The sequence below is a fragment of the Verrucomicrobia bacterium S94 genome, from assembly GCA_004299845.1.
In the GTDB taxonomy this organism is placed as follows: domain Bacteria; phylum Verrucomicrobiota; class Kiritimatiellia; order Kiritimatiellales; family Pontiellaceae; genus Pontiella.
The window spans coordinates 3,926,131-3,941,425 of record CP036201.1; the positions used below are offsets into that span (position 1 = coordinate 3,926,131).

The 15,295-nt window shown below is 52.3% G+C and carries 10 protein-coding genes; 2 read left to right on the forward strand and 8 right to left on the reverse strand.

Features of this window, described 5'->3' with window-relative positions:
- Positions 1-29: 29 nt before the first annotated feature.
- Genes EGM51_17290 through EGM51_17305 form a run of 4 tightly spaced genes read right to left on the reverse strand, consistent with a single transcriptional unit; the run spans position 30 to position 5,207 of the window.
- Complete coding sequence (locus EGM51_17290) at positions 30-1,292, reverse strand: type II secretion system F family protein (protein ID QBG49066.1); 1,263 nt, start codon at positions 1,290-1,292, stop codon at positions 30-32.
- A 35-nt stretch (positions 1,293-1,327) separates the two neighbouring features.
- Positions 1,328-1,942, reverse strand: coding sequence for a hypothetical protein (locus tag EGM51_17295; GenBank protein ID QBG49067.1), 615 nt, complete (start codon positions 1,940-1,942; stop codon positions 1,328-1,330).
- Entirely contained in the window at positions 1,939-3,585 is a 1,647-nt protein-coding gene (locus EGM51_17300; GenBank protein ID QBG49068.1) for a type II/IV secretion system protein, read from the reverse strand. The genes EGM51_17295 and EGM51_17300 overlap by 4 nt, the downstream gene beginning before the upstream one ends.
- Positions 3,582-5,207 carry a type II/IV secretion system protein gene (locus EGM51_17305; protein QBG49069.1) on the reverse strand — a complete coding sequence of 542 codons (1,626 nt, stop codon included), beginning with the start codon at positions 5,205-5,207 and terminating at the stop codon, positions 3,582-3,584. Before EGM51_17305 ends, EGM51_17300 begins: the two co-directional genes overlap by 4 nt.
- Before the next feature lie 421 nt (positions 5,208-5,628).
- On the opposite strand from EGM51_17305, the gene EGM51_17310 reads away from it, so the two are divergent.
- On the forward strand, positions 5,629-7,338 hold the full coding sequence (locus EGM51_17310) for a sensor histidine kinase (protein QBG49070.1): 1,710 nt from the start codon (positions 5,629-5,631) through the stop codon (positions 7,336-7,338).
- A gap of 258 nt (positions 7,339-7,596) precedes the next feature.
- On the opposite strand, the gene fusA is transcribed toward EGM51_17310, so the two are convergent.
- From fusA to EGM51_17325, 3 genes are all read right to left on the reverse strand, one after another.
- Positions 7,597-9,681, reverse strand: a complete 2,085-nt coding sequence (gene fusA / locus EGM51_17315; GenBank protein ID QBG49071.1) for an elongation factor G — start codon at positions 9,679-9,681, stop codon at positions 7,597-7,599.
- Between the two features lie 633 nt (positions 9,682-10,314).
- Entirely contained in the window at positions 10,315-11,049 is a 735-nt protein-coding gene (locus EGM51_17320; protein QBG49072.1) for a hypothetical protein, read from the reverse strand.
- A 4-nt stretch (positions 11,050-11,053) separates the two neighbouring features.
- Entirely contained in the window at positions 11,054-13,651 is a 2,598-nt protein-coding gene (locus EGM51_17325; protein ID QBG49073.1) for a hypothetical protein, read from the reverse strand.
- 238 nt (positions 13,652-13,889) lie between these two features.
- On the opposite strand from EGM51_17325, the gene EGM51_17330 reads away from it, so the two are divergent.
- Complete coding sequence (locus tag EGM51_17330; GenBank protein ID QBG49074.1) at positions 13,890-14,780, forward strand: TatD family deoxyribonuclease; 891 nt, start codon at positions 13,890-13,892, stop codon at positions 14,778-14,780.
- Here the strand turns inward: EGM51_17330 and EGM51_17335 are convergent.
- Positions 14,683-15,264, reverse strand: a complete 582-nt coding sequence (locus EGM51_17335) for a hypothetical protein (protein ID QBG49339.1) — start codon at positions 15,262-15,264, stop codon at positions 14,683-14,685. The two genes, EGM51_17330 and EGM51_17335, sit on opposite strands and share 98 nt — an antisense overlap.
- Positions 15,265-15,295: the final 31 nt, after the last annotated feature.

The following is a 15,295-nucleotide window of genomic DNA, read 5'->3' on the forward strand; positions in this document are numbered from 1 at the left end:
CTCTCCTGGTTCTGAGGTGGCTCCCCTGCCTAACTCAGGTTACCGATAATAGACACCATAGGGAGAAACATGGCAATCACAATTGTGCCGACAACCAGCGCAAGAATAACGATCAGCAGCGGTTCGATAATCGAGCTCAGTCCCGCCACGATATTATCCACTTCGTCTTCATACATATCCGCTGTTTTCAGCAGCATATCCGGAAGTTCGCCGGTTTCTTCGCCCACCTCAACCATCCCCGCGAAAATCGGTGGGAAAACAGGGTTGGCTTCCACGGGAGCGGCCATGGATTCGCCGTCCTTGATATTGTCATGAATGTCCTGAACGGCATTAGAGATCAGTTCATTATTAAGCGTTTCCTTCACTATTGAAAGGGCCTGAAGAACGGGAACACCGGATTCCATCAGGGTGCCGAGGGTTCGGGCAAAACGGGCCAGGGCTGACATCCGGATAAGTTTTCCGAACAGAGGCAGTGCGAGTTTCAGTGCATCGAGCAGATAGCGTCCTCGCCGGAACCGTTTCAGGACTGCGAGAAAAATCGCGATACCAGCAAGAACCGCAAGTCCGACAGGCCATTGATTTTTAATATTTTCGCTGACGCCCATCACATAAAGGGTCAGTTGCGGAAGGGCGCGGCCGTCGAGCATGTCGGAAAAGATGGTTTTAAATTTCGGAATAATGGAAACCATCAGAAAGATCATAATGGCTGCGGAGGCCAGTAATACCACCATAGGATAGGTCATGGCGCTTTTGACCCGGTTTTTCATTTTCTGCGCCTTTTCCATATAGGATGCAAGGCGTTCCAGTACGATATCGAGGACGCCGCCGGCTTCTCCGGCTTTAACCATGTTGATATAAAGCCGGTTGAAGATACGGGGATGTTCTGCGAGCGCATCCGCAAAAGTGCTGCCGCCTTCGATGGATTCTGCAATCTGTCCAAGGGCTTTTTTCAGCGTGATATTGTTTGCCTGCCGTTTAAGAATCTGGAGGCCCTTGAGCAGGGGCATTCCGGAATGGATCAGCGTGGAAAGCTGGCGGGTCAGTACCATTAGATGCTTCGGGATCACCGGAGTCGGCAGGATTGGAAGACGGATTTCTGTGGAAAGTCCTCGCCCGCGCGCCGGGGGCTTCTTAGCGGTTTTCGGGAGTTCCAGATCGGTGCCGGTTACTTCGGTCGGAAAAAGCCCTTTTCCTTTGAGCTGCTCCTCCGCTGCGGCCTGATTGGATGCATGGACGGAGCCGCTTTTTTTCCGGCCGTTGACATCGTGAGCAGTATATCTGAATTTAGGCATTGATTTTTCCAGGGTTTGGAACGGGCTGTATCGGATTACTTCGGAAGCTCTTCGGGAAATTCCTCTTCAGACAGATACTTTGTTTGGATTTTTTTGCGGTCCGCCTCTTTTACTTTATACATTTCGATGCAGCGTCGGAATGTGGCTTTGAATTTATGGCGTTCCGGAAAGGTGTCTTTGTTCAGATAGGCATGCGTTACGCCGACATACTTAACGAGCAGATGTTTCCAGTGTACTACGTGGGCCGGCATGGAGGCACTGATCACCTCAATATCCTCATCGGTAATCTCTGTCCAGGCCCGAAGCTCATCACGGTTCAGCAGATGGGCGAGGCAGATGGTCCGCACGAGCGGTTTTGTTTCCTCGTTCAGCGCAATTTCCCAAAGCAGATCGGTGGCTTTCTGTTCCTGACAGGAGTCGATCATGGCCTCGGCAAATTCGATATCATGACCGGAGGCGTAGATCTCCAGCATATAGGGAATCAGCCGCGGGCGCATAATCTCTTTGCCGCGCTCAATGTGGATCGCTTTGTTCCAGTAACCTTTGGAATACTGGTAGTCGTTGAAGATGGTGCGCATCTCCATTTTTTTGTTGGTCATCAGCAGCACGAAAAAGATCATGCAGATACCGGTAAAAATCCATTTAATCATGTGTATTGAACCACCTCTTCAACTGTTGTGCGGCCATCCAGAATCAGACGGATTCCGTCTTCGCGCAGCGTGCGCATGCCGTGGGCGACTGCTTTCCGGCGGAGGGCCAGTGTCGGCTGCCTTTCCGCGATAGCCGAACGCAGCGTTTCAGTGATCGGCATATATTCAAAAACGGCCTGGCGGCCGCTGTAGCCACTGCCGTCACATTTTTTGCATCCGGCACCTTTATAAAACGGGCGGTCGCCGATCTGTGCCCGGTTGAGTTCGAGCAACCGCAGGATTTCATCATCCGGGGTATAAGCAGTCCGGCAGTTCGGGCAGATCGTGCGGACCAGCCGCTGGCCCATGACGGATTCAAGCGTCGAGGCAATCAGATAGGGTTCCACATCCATATCAATTAAACGGGTAATGGCTCCGGCGGCATCATTTGTATGTAATGTGGTAAACACCAGATGTCCCGTCAGCGAGGCCTGCACGGCAATCTGGGCGGTTTCAAGATCGCGAATTTCTCCGACCATAATTACATCCGGATCCTGCCGGAGAAAAGAGCGTAGGGCCGATGCAAAGGTGAGGCCGATGTTATCGCGTACCGGCAGCTGGATAATTCCTTCAACGTCATATTCGACCGGGTCTTCTGCGGTCAGAATTTTGGTCTCAATTTTGTTGATCCGCTGGAGGGCTGCATAAAGCGTGGTGGTTTTTCCGGAACCGGTCGGACCGGTCACAATTACAATACCGTTCGGTTTCTCAATATCTTCAGCAAAACTGCGGTAGACATCTTCCGGAAATCCGATGCGGTCGAGATCGAGCTGTATGTTGGAGCGATCGAGCACGCGCAATACGACACTTTCACCGAACTGTGTGGGCAGTGTGGAAACACGGAAATCGATGGAATGACCTGCAACGGGAAGCTGAATGCGTCCATCCTGGGGCAGGCGTGATTCGGCAATATCAAGCCCGGCAATAACTTTGATCCGCGAAATAATCGGCCGGGCCAGATGAACGGGCGGCGGTGACATTTCAAACAGGGCTCCATCCACGCGACAGCGGATTTTAAACTCCTTTTCAAACGGTTCGAAATGAATATCCGATGCGCCATCCTTAACCGCCTGCTGCAGGACCATATTCACGAACTGAATAACCGGGGTGGAGCTGGCGGCATGCTCGAGGTCGGAAAAATCAGTCTGTTCCAGCTCGCTAACAGGAACGGACGGTTGTTCATCGGGAGGGCCGAAACGTTTAAGAAGCGCCTGATCAATCTGTTTTTCCGAAGTAACCACAAAATCCACGGGACGGGACAGAACGAAGGCCAGGTCGTCCACCACGGCCGGTGCCGGATAATCGCATACGGCAAAAATAACCGCATCGTCCTGCTTTTTCACCGGTACTGTAGAATACATCCGGAGGAGGCTGACGGGAACGTGGTTTCCGGAGTCCGGGAGCAGCAGGGTATTTGCGAGATCGATAACTTTGCTGTCGAGCGCTTCTGCCACGGCCTGCAGATATTCCGGTTCTCTGAGATAGTGCTGATCAAGTATGATTTCACGTATGCTGTGCCCCTGCGCGAGATGCTCTTCGTGAATGGTCTTCGCCTGTTCGCGGGAAAGTCGCCCGCTGTCTACCAGATGGTTGAGCATAATCATCCGTTGCGGTCCCCCATAGTTACCCGGAGTACTTCGCTCAGCGTGGTTTCGCCGTCGGCGGCTTTGCGAAGCCCATCCTCCCGCAGGGTACGCATGCCACAGGCGGAGGCGGACGTGCGCAGTTCGGCGGTCGGGGCCTGATGATAGATCAGTTCGCGCAGTTCATCGTTGATCGCCATCAGTTCAAAAAGGCCCTTTCGGCCATGATAGCCGGTATTTCCGCAGGCGGGACAGCCTTCACCTTTCCAGAGGTTGGTAATCCGGCCGACCAGCTGAGTTTCAGTTTCTGAAGGGGCATAACCGGTTTTACAGTTTTTACAGATGGTCCGCACCAGACGCTGGGCCATAATACCGCGGACTGCCGACGAAATAAGGAAGGGCTTGATGCCGATATCGGTCAGGCGCGTAACGGCACTCGGGGCGTCGTTGGTGTGCAGCGTACTGAGTACCAGATGGCCGGTCAGTGCGGCATTGACCGCAATTTCTGCGGTTTCGCGGTCACGGATCTCTCCGATCATAATGATGTTGGGGGCCTGGCGCAGCATGGAGCGCAGGGCCGCACTGAACGTCAGGCCGATATCCGGGCGGACGCGCACCTGGTTGATACCGTTCAGCTGATATTCAACCGGGTCCTCGACGGTGATGATTTTCCGGTCCGGTTTGTTCAGATGATTGAGGCAGGCATAGAGCGAGGTGGTTTTTCCGGAGCCGGTCGGTCCGGTCACCAGCAGAATGCCGTCGGGATACTGAATGAGCCGTTCAAAGGTTTTCCGGTCATCCTCATGAAATCCAAGATTCGGAAGTCCGAGTTTGAGGGTTTGTTTGTCGAGGATACGCATCACGATGCTCTCCCCGTGATTGGTCGGAATCGAGGAGACCCGCAAATCGATAGAGCGTCCGGAAACGCTGATTTCAATCCGCCCATCCTGCGGCAGCCTTTTTTCGGAGATTTTCATTCCGGCCATGATTTTGATGCGGCTGATGACGGAAGGATGCAGGCGGCGCGGCGGTCCTTCAACTTCCCGCAGGGCACCGTCGATCCGGTAGCGAACCCGGAATGTGGCGGAGAGCGGTTCGAGATGGATGTCGGATGCGCGCTGGTTGAAACCTTCTGTAATGAGCATATTCACCAGTTGAATGATCGGTTCATCACTACTCTGAACAGAAGTCTCTTGTTTTTCTTCCGGCGCAGGTGTGTCGCGTTCGGCATAGAGCCGTTTAAGTGTTGTTTCAATTTGTTCCGGAAGGGCGGCAGCAATTTCGACCGGTGTATCGAACAGGTAACGCAGGGTATCGAGGGTTTCGATATCGGATGGATCTCCGAAAGCGAGTGTCAGAGTGGTCCCGCTTTTCCGGATCGGGACGGTTCGATAGCGCCGGGCAATTTCATGATCGATCAGGTGGGCGGCGGAAGACGGCGGCGGTGTTTCATTGAGATCGATCAGATCCATGCCGACATGACGGGCCACTTCTGAAAAAAGGACGCCTCTGGGATTATCTTCGTCGGAAAGAATTTCAAGAAGATCGGCTTCATTTTGTGCACATCGCTTCAGTGCGGTTTCAATCGTTTCCGGGCTGAACCGATGTCTGAGAATTTCTGCAATATAAAGATTATTCCGCATCAATGAAACCGCATTTGCATAAGTATGAACAGCGTCTCACAGGAGGCGGAGCCTTGTCAATCTGCACGAAGTCGGTCGTGTATTCCGCATAAGAAAGCCACCGGCTCTTTCCGGGAGAGAGGCGCTGAGCGGAACAGCCGCTTTATTATCAGGTTCAGGTGATATGCATGCTGACTGTCTGCTTTATTTTTTATTCCCGGCAAAAGAAATCCCGGTGTGTTAGGTCGGGGGAGTAATAGGAGGCGGGAGTCTAAACATTGGATTACCGCCGGATAAAAGGGTTTTTATGTAATTTGCAGACAGAATCTGAAGCATTACTCAAAAGGGCGTTGTTTTTCGGTTTTTTGGTACGACAAAGAGCTGACGGGTTTGACCGCGTTCCGGAAATGTGTGTAATCTGATCGGTTTTAGGGGAAATTTGATGATTGAAAAAACAGGGCTGATGAATAAAACAAGGCTGACTGTGATGCTGGGGCTTGTTCTGCTGGTCGGATTCATGACGATGAGTATTGCAGGATATTATGTTTCAAAAGCCAATATTAGCGAAGCCGTACGAAATCATGAGCTGCCGCTGGCCAGTGATAATATCCATTCTGAAATCCAGCGTATCCTGCTTCCGCCGCTCAATATTTCGGAAACCATGGCCAATAGTGTTTTTCTGCGCGACTGGATGCTGGATGGAGAGCAGGACGTCAAAAAAATCACGAGCTATCTTAACCGCATTCAGTCGAAACAGGGTATGACGTCGGCGTTTCTGGCCTCGGAAGAAACACAGAACTATTATTCCCACAAAGGCCTGCGTAATCAGGTTGATCCGGAGGGGGAGGATGTCTGGTATGCCCGGTGCCGGGATGCCAAAACCGATTTTGAAATCAATGCCGATATTGATATGCATGTGAGTAACCGGCTGACGCTGTTTATCAATTATAAGGTCTATGATTATGATGGAAATTTTATCGGTGTTGCGGGGGTGGCTGAACGGATTGAAACGATAGAGGCGCTGATTCAGCATTTTAAAGTGCGGTATCGTAAAACGATCTATTTTGCAAATCCGGACGGTCGGGTGGCCTATTCGAGCAGCGAGGAGGAGGATCCATTACGCAAACCGATGCTGAGTGAGTATCTGGGTTCAGACCGGCTTGCGAAGCACATACTCGCGCAGCCATCCGCGCAGCTGGAATACAGTAGAAATGGACGCAATTTACTGCTGAATGCCCGGTATCTTCCGGAACTGGGCTGGTATCTGCTGGTTGAAGAGGATGTCGATGAAAGCACGGCTCATCTGAAGGGAATTCTTACAGCGAACCTGCTGGTCTGCATCGTCCTGACAGCATTGGTACTGGCGGTGGTGTATCTGGCGGGGCAGCAATACCAGCGCAGACTGATCGGGCAGCATCAGCAGGTGCTGCTGATGGCCGATGAGCTGGAAGGGCGCAACTGTGAGCTGGAACAGTTGCATTATGAAAAAGATGAATTTATGAAAATAGTTGTTCACGATCTGAAGACGCCGCTGAGCGGTATGATCGGGATGGCTCGGCTTATTCGGGATGAATCGGATCTTGCGGTGGTACACGATCTTGCAGTGCGTAGCGAGGAGTCAGGGGAGGATATGATTTCGCTGATTCAGGAACTGCTGAACCTCAAGTCGCTGGAATCAACAGCACTCCCGCCTGCTGAGTCGGTGAATCTCAATGAGGTGCTGGAAGCGGTCTGGGACGACTGCGAAGCGCATGCGCGGTCGAAAGCCATTCGGATGCGTAAAGATGCCGGCTTCAGTCCGGTCATAATTAAGGCCAGTGTGTCCTGGGTGCAGTCTATTCTTGGGAATCTGGTTTCAAATGCAGTTAAATTCAGTCCGGAAGGTGCAGAGATTCGTGTCCGTATCGTTTCTGCGGGGTCTTCGGTACGGGTCTGGGTCGAAGATCAGGGGCCGGGAATTCTGCCTGAAGAGCGGAACAGACTTTTTCAGCAGTTTTCCCGTCTGAGCAGCCGCCCGACCGGTGGGGAGCGGTCTAGCGGTCTCGGGCTTTATATCGTTAAGACGATGGTGGATAAGCTGGGCGGCCGGGTGGGCGTCGAAAGCAAGCCGGGATCCGGCAGCCGGTTCTGGGTTGAGTTCGCCCTCGGTTGACCTCGGAGGGGCAGATTATGGCGGGGCAAAAATAAACCCCGGTGGGTTAAGCCGGGGTGGAGTAATAAAAGGCGAAGTGGGTTAATCTACCGCCCAGTAAAATTGTTGGGTTCATAATTTAATACGAGGCGTATTCGGGAAACGTTACCCGGAAAGCGTCTTTTTCTGCTTTTTTTCTGAAACATCAGCTTATGCTGAGGTTTTAGCAAAAAAAAGGCCGCCCAAGGGCAGCCTTTTTGGATCAAATAAGCTGGAAGCTTATTTGATTTTTCCTTCTTTGCGGCGTTTCTCGACTACTTCTTCAGCGATATTGATCGGAACCGCTTCGTAGTGTTCGAAATGCATGGAGAAGGATGCACGACCCTGGGTCAGGGAGCGCAGGGTGTTGGAGTAGCCGAACATTTCGCTCAGCGGTACATAACCCTTAACAACCTTCATGCCGCCACGCTCGTCCATGGACTCGATGCGTCCGCGGCGCTGGGCGATGGTGCCGTTACAGGCGCCCATAAATTCGTCCGGCGTGGTGATTTCGATGCTCATAATCGGTTCGAGCAGCTGCGGGTTGGCTTTCAGGAACAGTTCCTTAAAGCCCTGACGTCCGGCGATCTGGAACGCAAAGTCCGAGGAGTCGACGTCATGATAGGACCCGTCGGTCAGGGTGGCTTTCATATCCACGATCGGGTAACCGGCATACGGACCGGCTTCAAGAGCCTGAATAATACCTTTTTCCACGGAAGGAATGTATTCGGCAGGAATACGACCGCCCACAATCTGGTTGATGAACTCGAAGCCGTCGCCCGGTTTGCCCGGTTCGATGGTCATTACAACGTGACCATACTGACCACGACCACCGGACTGCTTGGAGTGTTTGTAGGAACCTTCCGCAACGGAGGTGGCGGTTTCACGGTAGGCCACTTCCGGACGTCCCACTTCAGCCACTACGCCGAATTCACGTTTCAGACGGTCCACGATGATTTCCAGGTGAAGTTCGCCCATTCCCGAAATAATGGTTTCGGATGTTTCGTGGTCGAAGGCGACGGTGAAGGTCGGGTCTTCGTCGGCCAGTCGATGCAATGCTTCGCCCAGTTTTTCGTTGTCAGCGTTGGATTCGGGTTTAATGGAGATTGAAATCACCGGAGCCGGGAATTCCATGGATTCCAGGTAGATTTCATTCTCTTTGTCACAGAGCGTGTCACCGGTTTTGGTATCGTTCAGTCCTGCAACGGCAACGATGTCGCCGGCCACAGCCACATCGAGGGCTTCCTGACGGTTGGAGTGCATGCGGAGCAGGCGGCCGATACGCTGTTTTTTCTGCTGCGTGGAGTTCCAGATCGTTTCACCGGCGGTCATGGTACCGGAATAGATTCGCAGATAGGTCAGTTTACCCATGTGCTTATCGGACATAATCTTGAAAGCCAGTGCAGAGAAGACTTCGTTATCGTCGACTTTACGCTGGTTATCCGGATTTTTAGTGCAGATGATCGGCGGAATTTCGTTCGGTGCCGGGAGGATTCTGATGACGCCGTCCAGCAGTTGCTGAACCCCTTTGTTTTTGAAGGCGGAACCGCAGTATACCGGAACGACCTGGCGGGCACAGGTGGCCTTACGCAGGATATCCCAGATTTCTTTTTCGGACAGATCGCCTTCTTCGAAATATTTTTCGAGTAGCTCTTCGTCCATTTCGGCACACTTTTCAACGAGATTATTGCGCCATTTCTGGGCGTTTTCGAGCAGATCGTCCGGGATATCGATTTCGTCCCACTCGGTACCTTTAGTCTCTTCGTTGAAGATAAGCGCTTTCATGGTAACCAGGTCGATGATGCCTTTAAAATCCTCGGAAGCACCGATCGGAATAACCACGGGAACGGCGTTGGCACCGAGCATGGTCTGGATGCCTTCAACCACGGCGTAGAAGTCGGCACCGATACGGTCCATCTTGTTCACAAAAGCGATCTTCGGCACTTCGTAGCGTTCGGACTGATGCCAGACAGTTTCGGACTGCGGCTGAACCCCGCCAACTGCGCAGTAGAGGGCAATTGCGCCATCAAGTACACGCAGTGCACGTTCCACTTCCATCGTGAAGTCCACGTGGCCGGGGGTGTCGATGATGGAGATCATGTGGTCTTTCCACATGCAGGACGTGGCAGCCGAAGTGATGGTGATGCCGCGTTCCTGTTCCTGTTCCATCCAGTCCATGGTTGCGGCACCGTCGTGTACCTCACCGATTTTGTGGGAACGGCCTGTGTAATACAGGATACGTTCGGAAACAGTTGTTTTACCGGCGTCAATATGCGCCATAATGCCGATGTTACGGACTTTTTCTAATGGAACTGTTCTACCCATTGCTCTTCCTCGTTAATAATTACCTAAAAAAACGCGCCGGTTCAGTGCGCTGATCACAAATCACAAATCTTTTCTACCTATAAAGGCGCGCAAATATGCCCATTGGCCTCCCTACCTTCAAGGCATAATTCGTTAAAAGTTGGTAATTCGAGGCATACGCATTTCCGGACTTATCCGGGGTGTAGGAAGCACGATGCGGGATGGGGCGCGGGGAAGGGGTTTAGGGTTTCCGGAACGATCTGCCACCATCCGCATCATTTGCGGGCAAGATTTGCTGCGGTTGTCAGCTTACAAGCCTACACATTGAGCCTCTTATTTTGTGATTTCCATTCCTATGACTGTACCTGAGGATGCATCAACAAAAATGCGGGAATCGTACGATGGACCAGTTTCGCTCAGATCGTCCGGCTGACGCCAGAGAACAATGATGTAGATATCTTCGATCACGGTACTCATACGGTTCTCGCTCTTCGTCAAAGGTGCGCCCTCTGGACAAAGCATGATTAATCGCGATGTCAGAGGCCTCTTTGGGGGTTAGCGATAAGATCGAAGAATCGTCCGATAGCTCCCGTCAATTTCGCACCCGCATACTGCGGGGTGCATGCCGGAGTTCCAAAGGTCGGAAATATTCATCTACTTTTTCCGGAATTTGAAAAAGCCGAAAGCGCCGATCAACAGCAGGATTCCAAGGATTGGAAGGATGAACTTTTTAGGGTTCGAAGACTCTTGCACCATATCAAGCGCAACCTCATTAAAGCTGTTGGACGGATTTGAAATCGATTCCGTTCCTGCAGGAACTCGCGAAATCGAAGACTTTGAATCAACACTGTTTTTTTCCGACGTCATCAAAATCCCCAATTGTATATCGTTAGTTATTGGAGGTTGAATCCGACCATCAATGATTGGCTGACTTGTTACTATGTATTCTTTTTCATCAACTATTTTAAACGAACGCTCATCCGCTACGGAGGAATCTTGATAAAGCAAAGTCCCTGTAATTTCATGAGTTCTACCCTTGTGTAGGTAATTGGATTCCCGAATATGTAATCCTTTTTTACTCACATCGGAGGATAGGGGTTCGAAATGTACGCGACTGTCTTTGTGACCAATCCGAATTGGCCACTCATGATCATAGGGAATAAAATACTCACCAAGCTCATTCGAGTTTCCTTGAGTACGGATTTTAGTCGGATTATCAAAATAGACGCTGACCCTGTAAGGTACATTCATCTTCTTAAATACAATCAATAATCCCTCTTCGTTAGCCGTTACAGACGCAAACCTTTGTTCAAGAGATTCCTGAAGCCCGCTGAAGCATGAAACTGCTAAAGTTGCATATGTAATAATGGTAAAAAATAATTTTCTCATTTTCTTATGGCCCATAGTTTATTGTGTGTTGGCATCCCGGCATTGCCCAGTCTTTCGAGGCATCGTAGGAGGCATTTAATTCTTCAAATCGACAACGGACTTCTTCATCACCATAATCGTAGTATCCAGAAAAACCGAAAAATACGGCCATATCGAAGGTGTCGGGATGGTTGATCTCAGTTGAGATCCCAAGGTAGGTGCCCTCCATGGCATCGGGAATGCAGTCCGAGTCGGTGTCAGTTCCTGTCAGATTAAGGTATACATGCATATGCAATTTTTCATGGGCAATGGTTTCGGCCACACATTTAATACCTTTGCCGTCACCAGTCCCCTGGATCGTTGTGCCATTAAACCGGTTCGTATAGGTGTGCAACCCATCATTCTCTTCGGCAGCATTGTATCCGATGCGAACAGCCTGATCTCCTTCGGTATACTCTCCGTACTCCACCGAAGGCGATGGATCATAAAGCACCTGACTGTCAATCCCGCACACCCCGCCGTCCTTCCAATAATAAAACCAGTTGGGTTCGTCGGAGTTTGAACCGGGATGATTATGAAGATATTTCGGGAAGAATACCTCATAGGTACTGCCCGCCATCTTGCGCCCATCAAAAGCAATCGAAGCATTTTTGCGCCCAAAGTCCGAATTATTGATCGGCAAACCGGTATAGGTGACTGTTGCCTCAAGATAATCGCCGTTGGCGACCGGTTGTCCGCCCGGGTTGACGGCATCCCATGCGAGTGCGGAAGATCCTACTGCATCAACTGAAAATAAACTTTTACCTGCAACCAACGAGGCTACTCCCGTCGGAGTAACCTCTGTTTTCAGATTCAGGGTCAAGATCCCAGGATCGTCAGCTGAAAAAGTAAATTCATTCTGCCCGTCAAGAGCCAGGTTTTCAGGAGCGGCAACCGGGTCACCAGCAGGTGTGATCATCTTGATTTTCACCGCATGCGCTTTAGCCTGTTTTCCCGCTGCAGAGAATGTGCTGCCGGAGGTGTTGCGCACTCGCAGGATGTTGCCCGTATCTTCGAGTACCCAGCCGTTGGAAACGGTGGTGCTGGAGGCACTGCGCGGTTCAGGGGAATCGGTGCCTTCGGGCGCTTTGCTTTCCAACGTTTGGAATGCGGCATCGGCGGCGGTTCCTTCTCCTCCTTCGTCATCGACCGGCTCAACGAGCGCGGTGTAGTCGAAGTCGGGCTTGCCGCGTTTTTCGAGCTGTTCGGGCGAGGTACCGATATGCCGGATCGTAACCGTATAGGTTTCGCCCCGTTTGAACGTGAAGGTTTCACTGACCACTTCGCCGTAGGTGCCGGAGTTGAGCCGGATGGTGCGTTCTCCGGATACCGTCATTTCATAGATTTCGGACTCACTGGTGGAATGGTCTCCCACAGTGAGTTTGAGCTGCGTGGTATCGTCGACCTCGGGTTCTTCGCCGCTGTCGGAACCGTCGGCGGGGTTGGAACCCTGGCCGGCTTCCGTTCCATCCGATATTCCGTCTCCGTCGGAGTCGGCCACCCCGGGGTTGGTGCCGAACTGATACTCTGCTCTCAGGTTCAAGCCATCCTCATCGTCATCGGATTCAGGATCATCCCAGACCTTGGGGTCGGTGCTCCAGTCCACCTCAATGCCGTCGGAAAAACCGTCTGCGTCGGTGTCCCAGTTTCCGGCAAGCAGATCGTTTTCATACTCGTAAAAGTTTGAAAGGCCATCATTATCCATGTCTTCGAATTTATCGGAAGCATCGAACGCATTCAGGTAGTTTTCGAGTTCGTACCCGTTGGGCATGCCGTCGCCGTCCGAATCCACAGTCCGTTCCGAGGGCCATGCGTTAAGCGGATCAAGGCCGAAGTGGTGTTCTTCATAATCTGAAAAACCGTCCCCATCCGTGTCCTCTTCCCGAAGATCTGTTCCGAGGTGATATTCCTCAAGGTTGCTCAGGCCGTCGCGGTCCCGGTCCCAGTCCGCATCGCGCGGATCGGTGGGGTCGAGCCAGGATTCGGTGACGGTTTCATAATAGTCATCCATCCCGTCGCCGTCCGTATCCGGATTGGCGGGATCGGAATAGATAACGACCCGTGGGGCGCCATAGCCGGAGGTTCGGTATTCCATTTCCTCGGCATTTTCCAGCCCGTCTTCATCGAAATCACCCTCGGCTCCCTCATCGAGGGAACCAAAAAATAGGCGTTCATTCCAGTCGTGCATGCCGTCGTTGTCCACATCCACATGGTTAAAATTGGTGGGGCTGGTGCCCTCGAACATCGTCTCGCGCAAATCCGTAAAACCATCCCCGTCCGTATCGTTGAGCAGACTGTTGAAAATGTAGAAGCGGTGGTTCACATTGCTCGCCGTATGATCAGTCCATGCAAAATACGTTTCCCCGGTAACCGCCATACGATCCTCCCTAATGCGCCACGGGTCGTAGAGGAGATGATCCCGTTCGAACAGTTCAGCATGTGTTCCGAAATCAACGCCGGTTTTAAACTGCAGTTCCGGCGGCGAGGGCGGCACCGCTTCCCCGTCCCCGCCGGAACCATCTCCCCCTCCACCCGGCAACGGTGGAGTAGGCGGGGTGGCAAATGCCGATAGCGTGGTGAGCATAAAAAAAATAACGAAGACCCACTTTCATGACGATTCCTCTCTACTGATTATGCACCTCCCCCAAGAGAAGAGGCGCGACCCCAAACACACTCCACCTGAGGTATCGCCAGACACCCGCCAAGAAATATGCCGAAGCCGCGCCCGAGTGGGCGCGTCCCAACGCATCTGCTCCTTGGCTGTAAACTGGCGATTTTCAGGTGGAACAAATTGCGTAAAACGCAAAAGTTATTTTTGAAATATGAGGGTAAAGATACGCATATTCTTCCTATGGCTGTCAAAGTTTCTTGTCGTGGAGATTCTCCCCGCAAATAAAAGTAGGCTGATTCCGGGGAATAATTCTCGCAGGCCGCCTGCCGGTTCCGCTTTACTGCCGCGCATTATCTTTATTGATTCTCATGTCCATTTTGACCGTTTTGAAAAAGACGGCACACTTGATGAAATTCTGGCAACGGCCAAAGAGGCCGGTGTGCACGAAATGGTGGCGATCGGCGGAAGTGCTGAGGCCAATGCGCGTTCCGCCCGCCTGGCCGGCGAATATCCCGGCCGGATTTTCGGCTGTGCCGGTTACGACCGCGATGAGGCGACCAATGAACCCGATTTTTCCAGCCTCCGCGAATTGCTGGAAGACCCGATGGTGAAGGCGGTCGGTGAAACGGGGCTGGATTATTATTACACGGCCGATACGGCGGCAGAACAGAAAAAGCTGTTCAATGAAAATCTGGCGTTGGCCGTTGAATTTGAAAAGCCGGTGGTGGTGCATTCGCGTGATGCTGACGAGGATACCATCAGCCTGCTGCGGGATTTTTCCGAGGCCTGGAAGGGCGATGAGCTGTGCCGCGGTGTGCTGCACTGTTTTACGCGGGATGAAAAATTTGCCCGCGCGGTGCTCGATCTGTACAAGGGGTCATACAAGGGGTCAGAGCGCTTATTTAATCATACGGTGAGTAGAGATGCCGTGGATATCTTGATGATTATAAGCCATCCAGTATCGCCCGTTGTGGGTTTGAAATTCGGGACTGACCGAGCGGTACTCATTCCAGGATGCGGATGTGGTCCCGCGTTGAGCCCCGTTCTCCAAGCCGGATCAGGAACAGTACGATCGAGAGTTTTACGTCCGGATGCAGGATGACCCGGGAAAATTCGGCAACACGTGCGTCTTTGAGCGCGATGGATTCGCTGTGGCCCTCCGCAGTCAGCGGGGCCAGCTCTTCGGCAAAGGCCCAGGCGGCATCGCGCGCTTTTCCCATACTGAAGTTCACGATGGCATTGTCGACCTGGCCGAGAAGGCGGTTCAGTATGCGGAGGATCGGCCAGATCTCGGCCAGCTCTTGCTGCACCTGGTCGACCAGGCTGGCCAGTACGTCGTTGATTCTACCGAAATCCGCTTTGAGATCAGGCAGCTGTTCGGGCGGAACGGTCTCCGCCGCGGCAATGCCGAGGTCGAGATTGATGTGTGCATTCATACCCATCAGCAGATGCTGCAATACGATCGGCCGCCAGCGATGGGCTGCATCAAAGGCGTTTACCCAGGATTGCGAGGGCACTTGTCCGGTCAGCGATGCATGGCAGGCCTGGATGTATCGGTTCGCGAAGATGATATCGAGGCGTTCCATGCGCGGGCCGTCGTCAAAAAATCCATCGAGG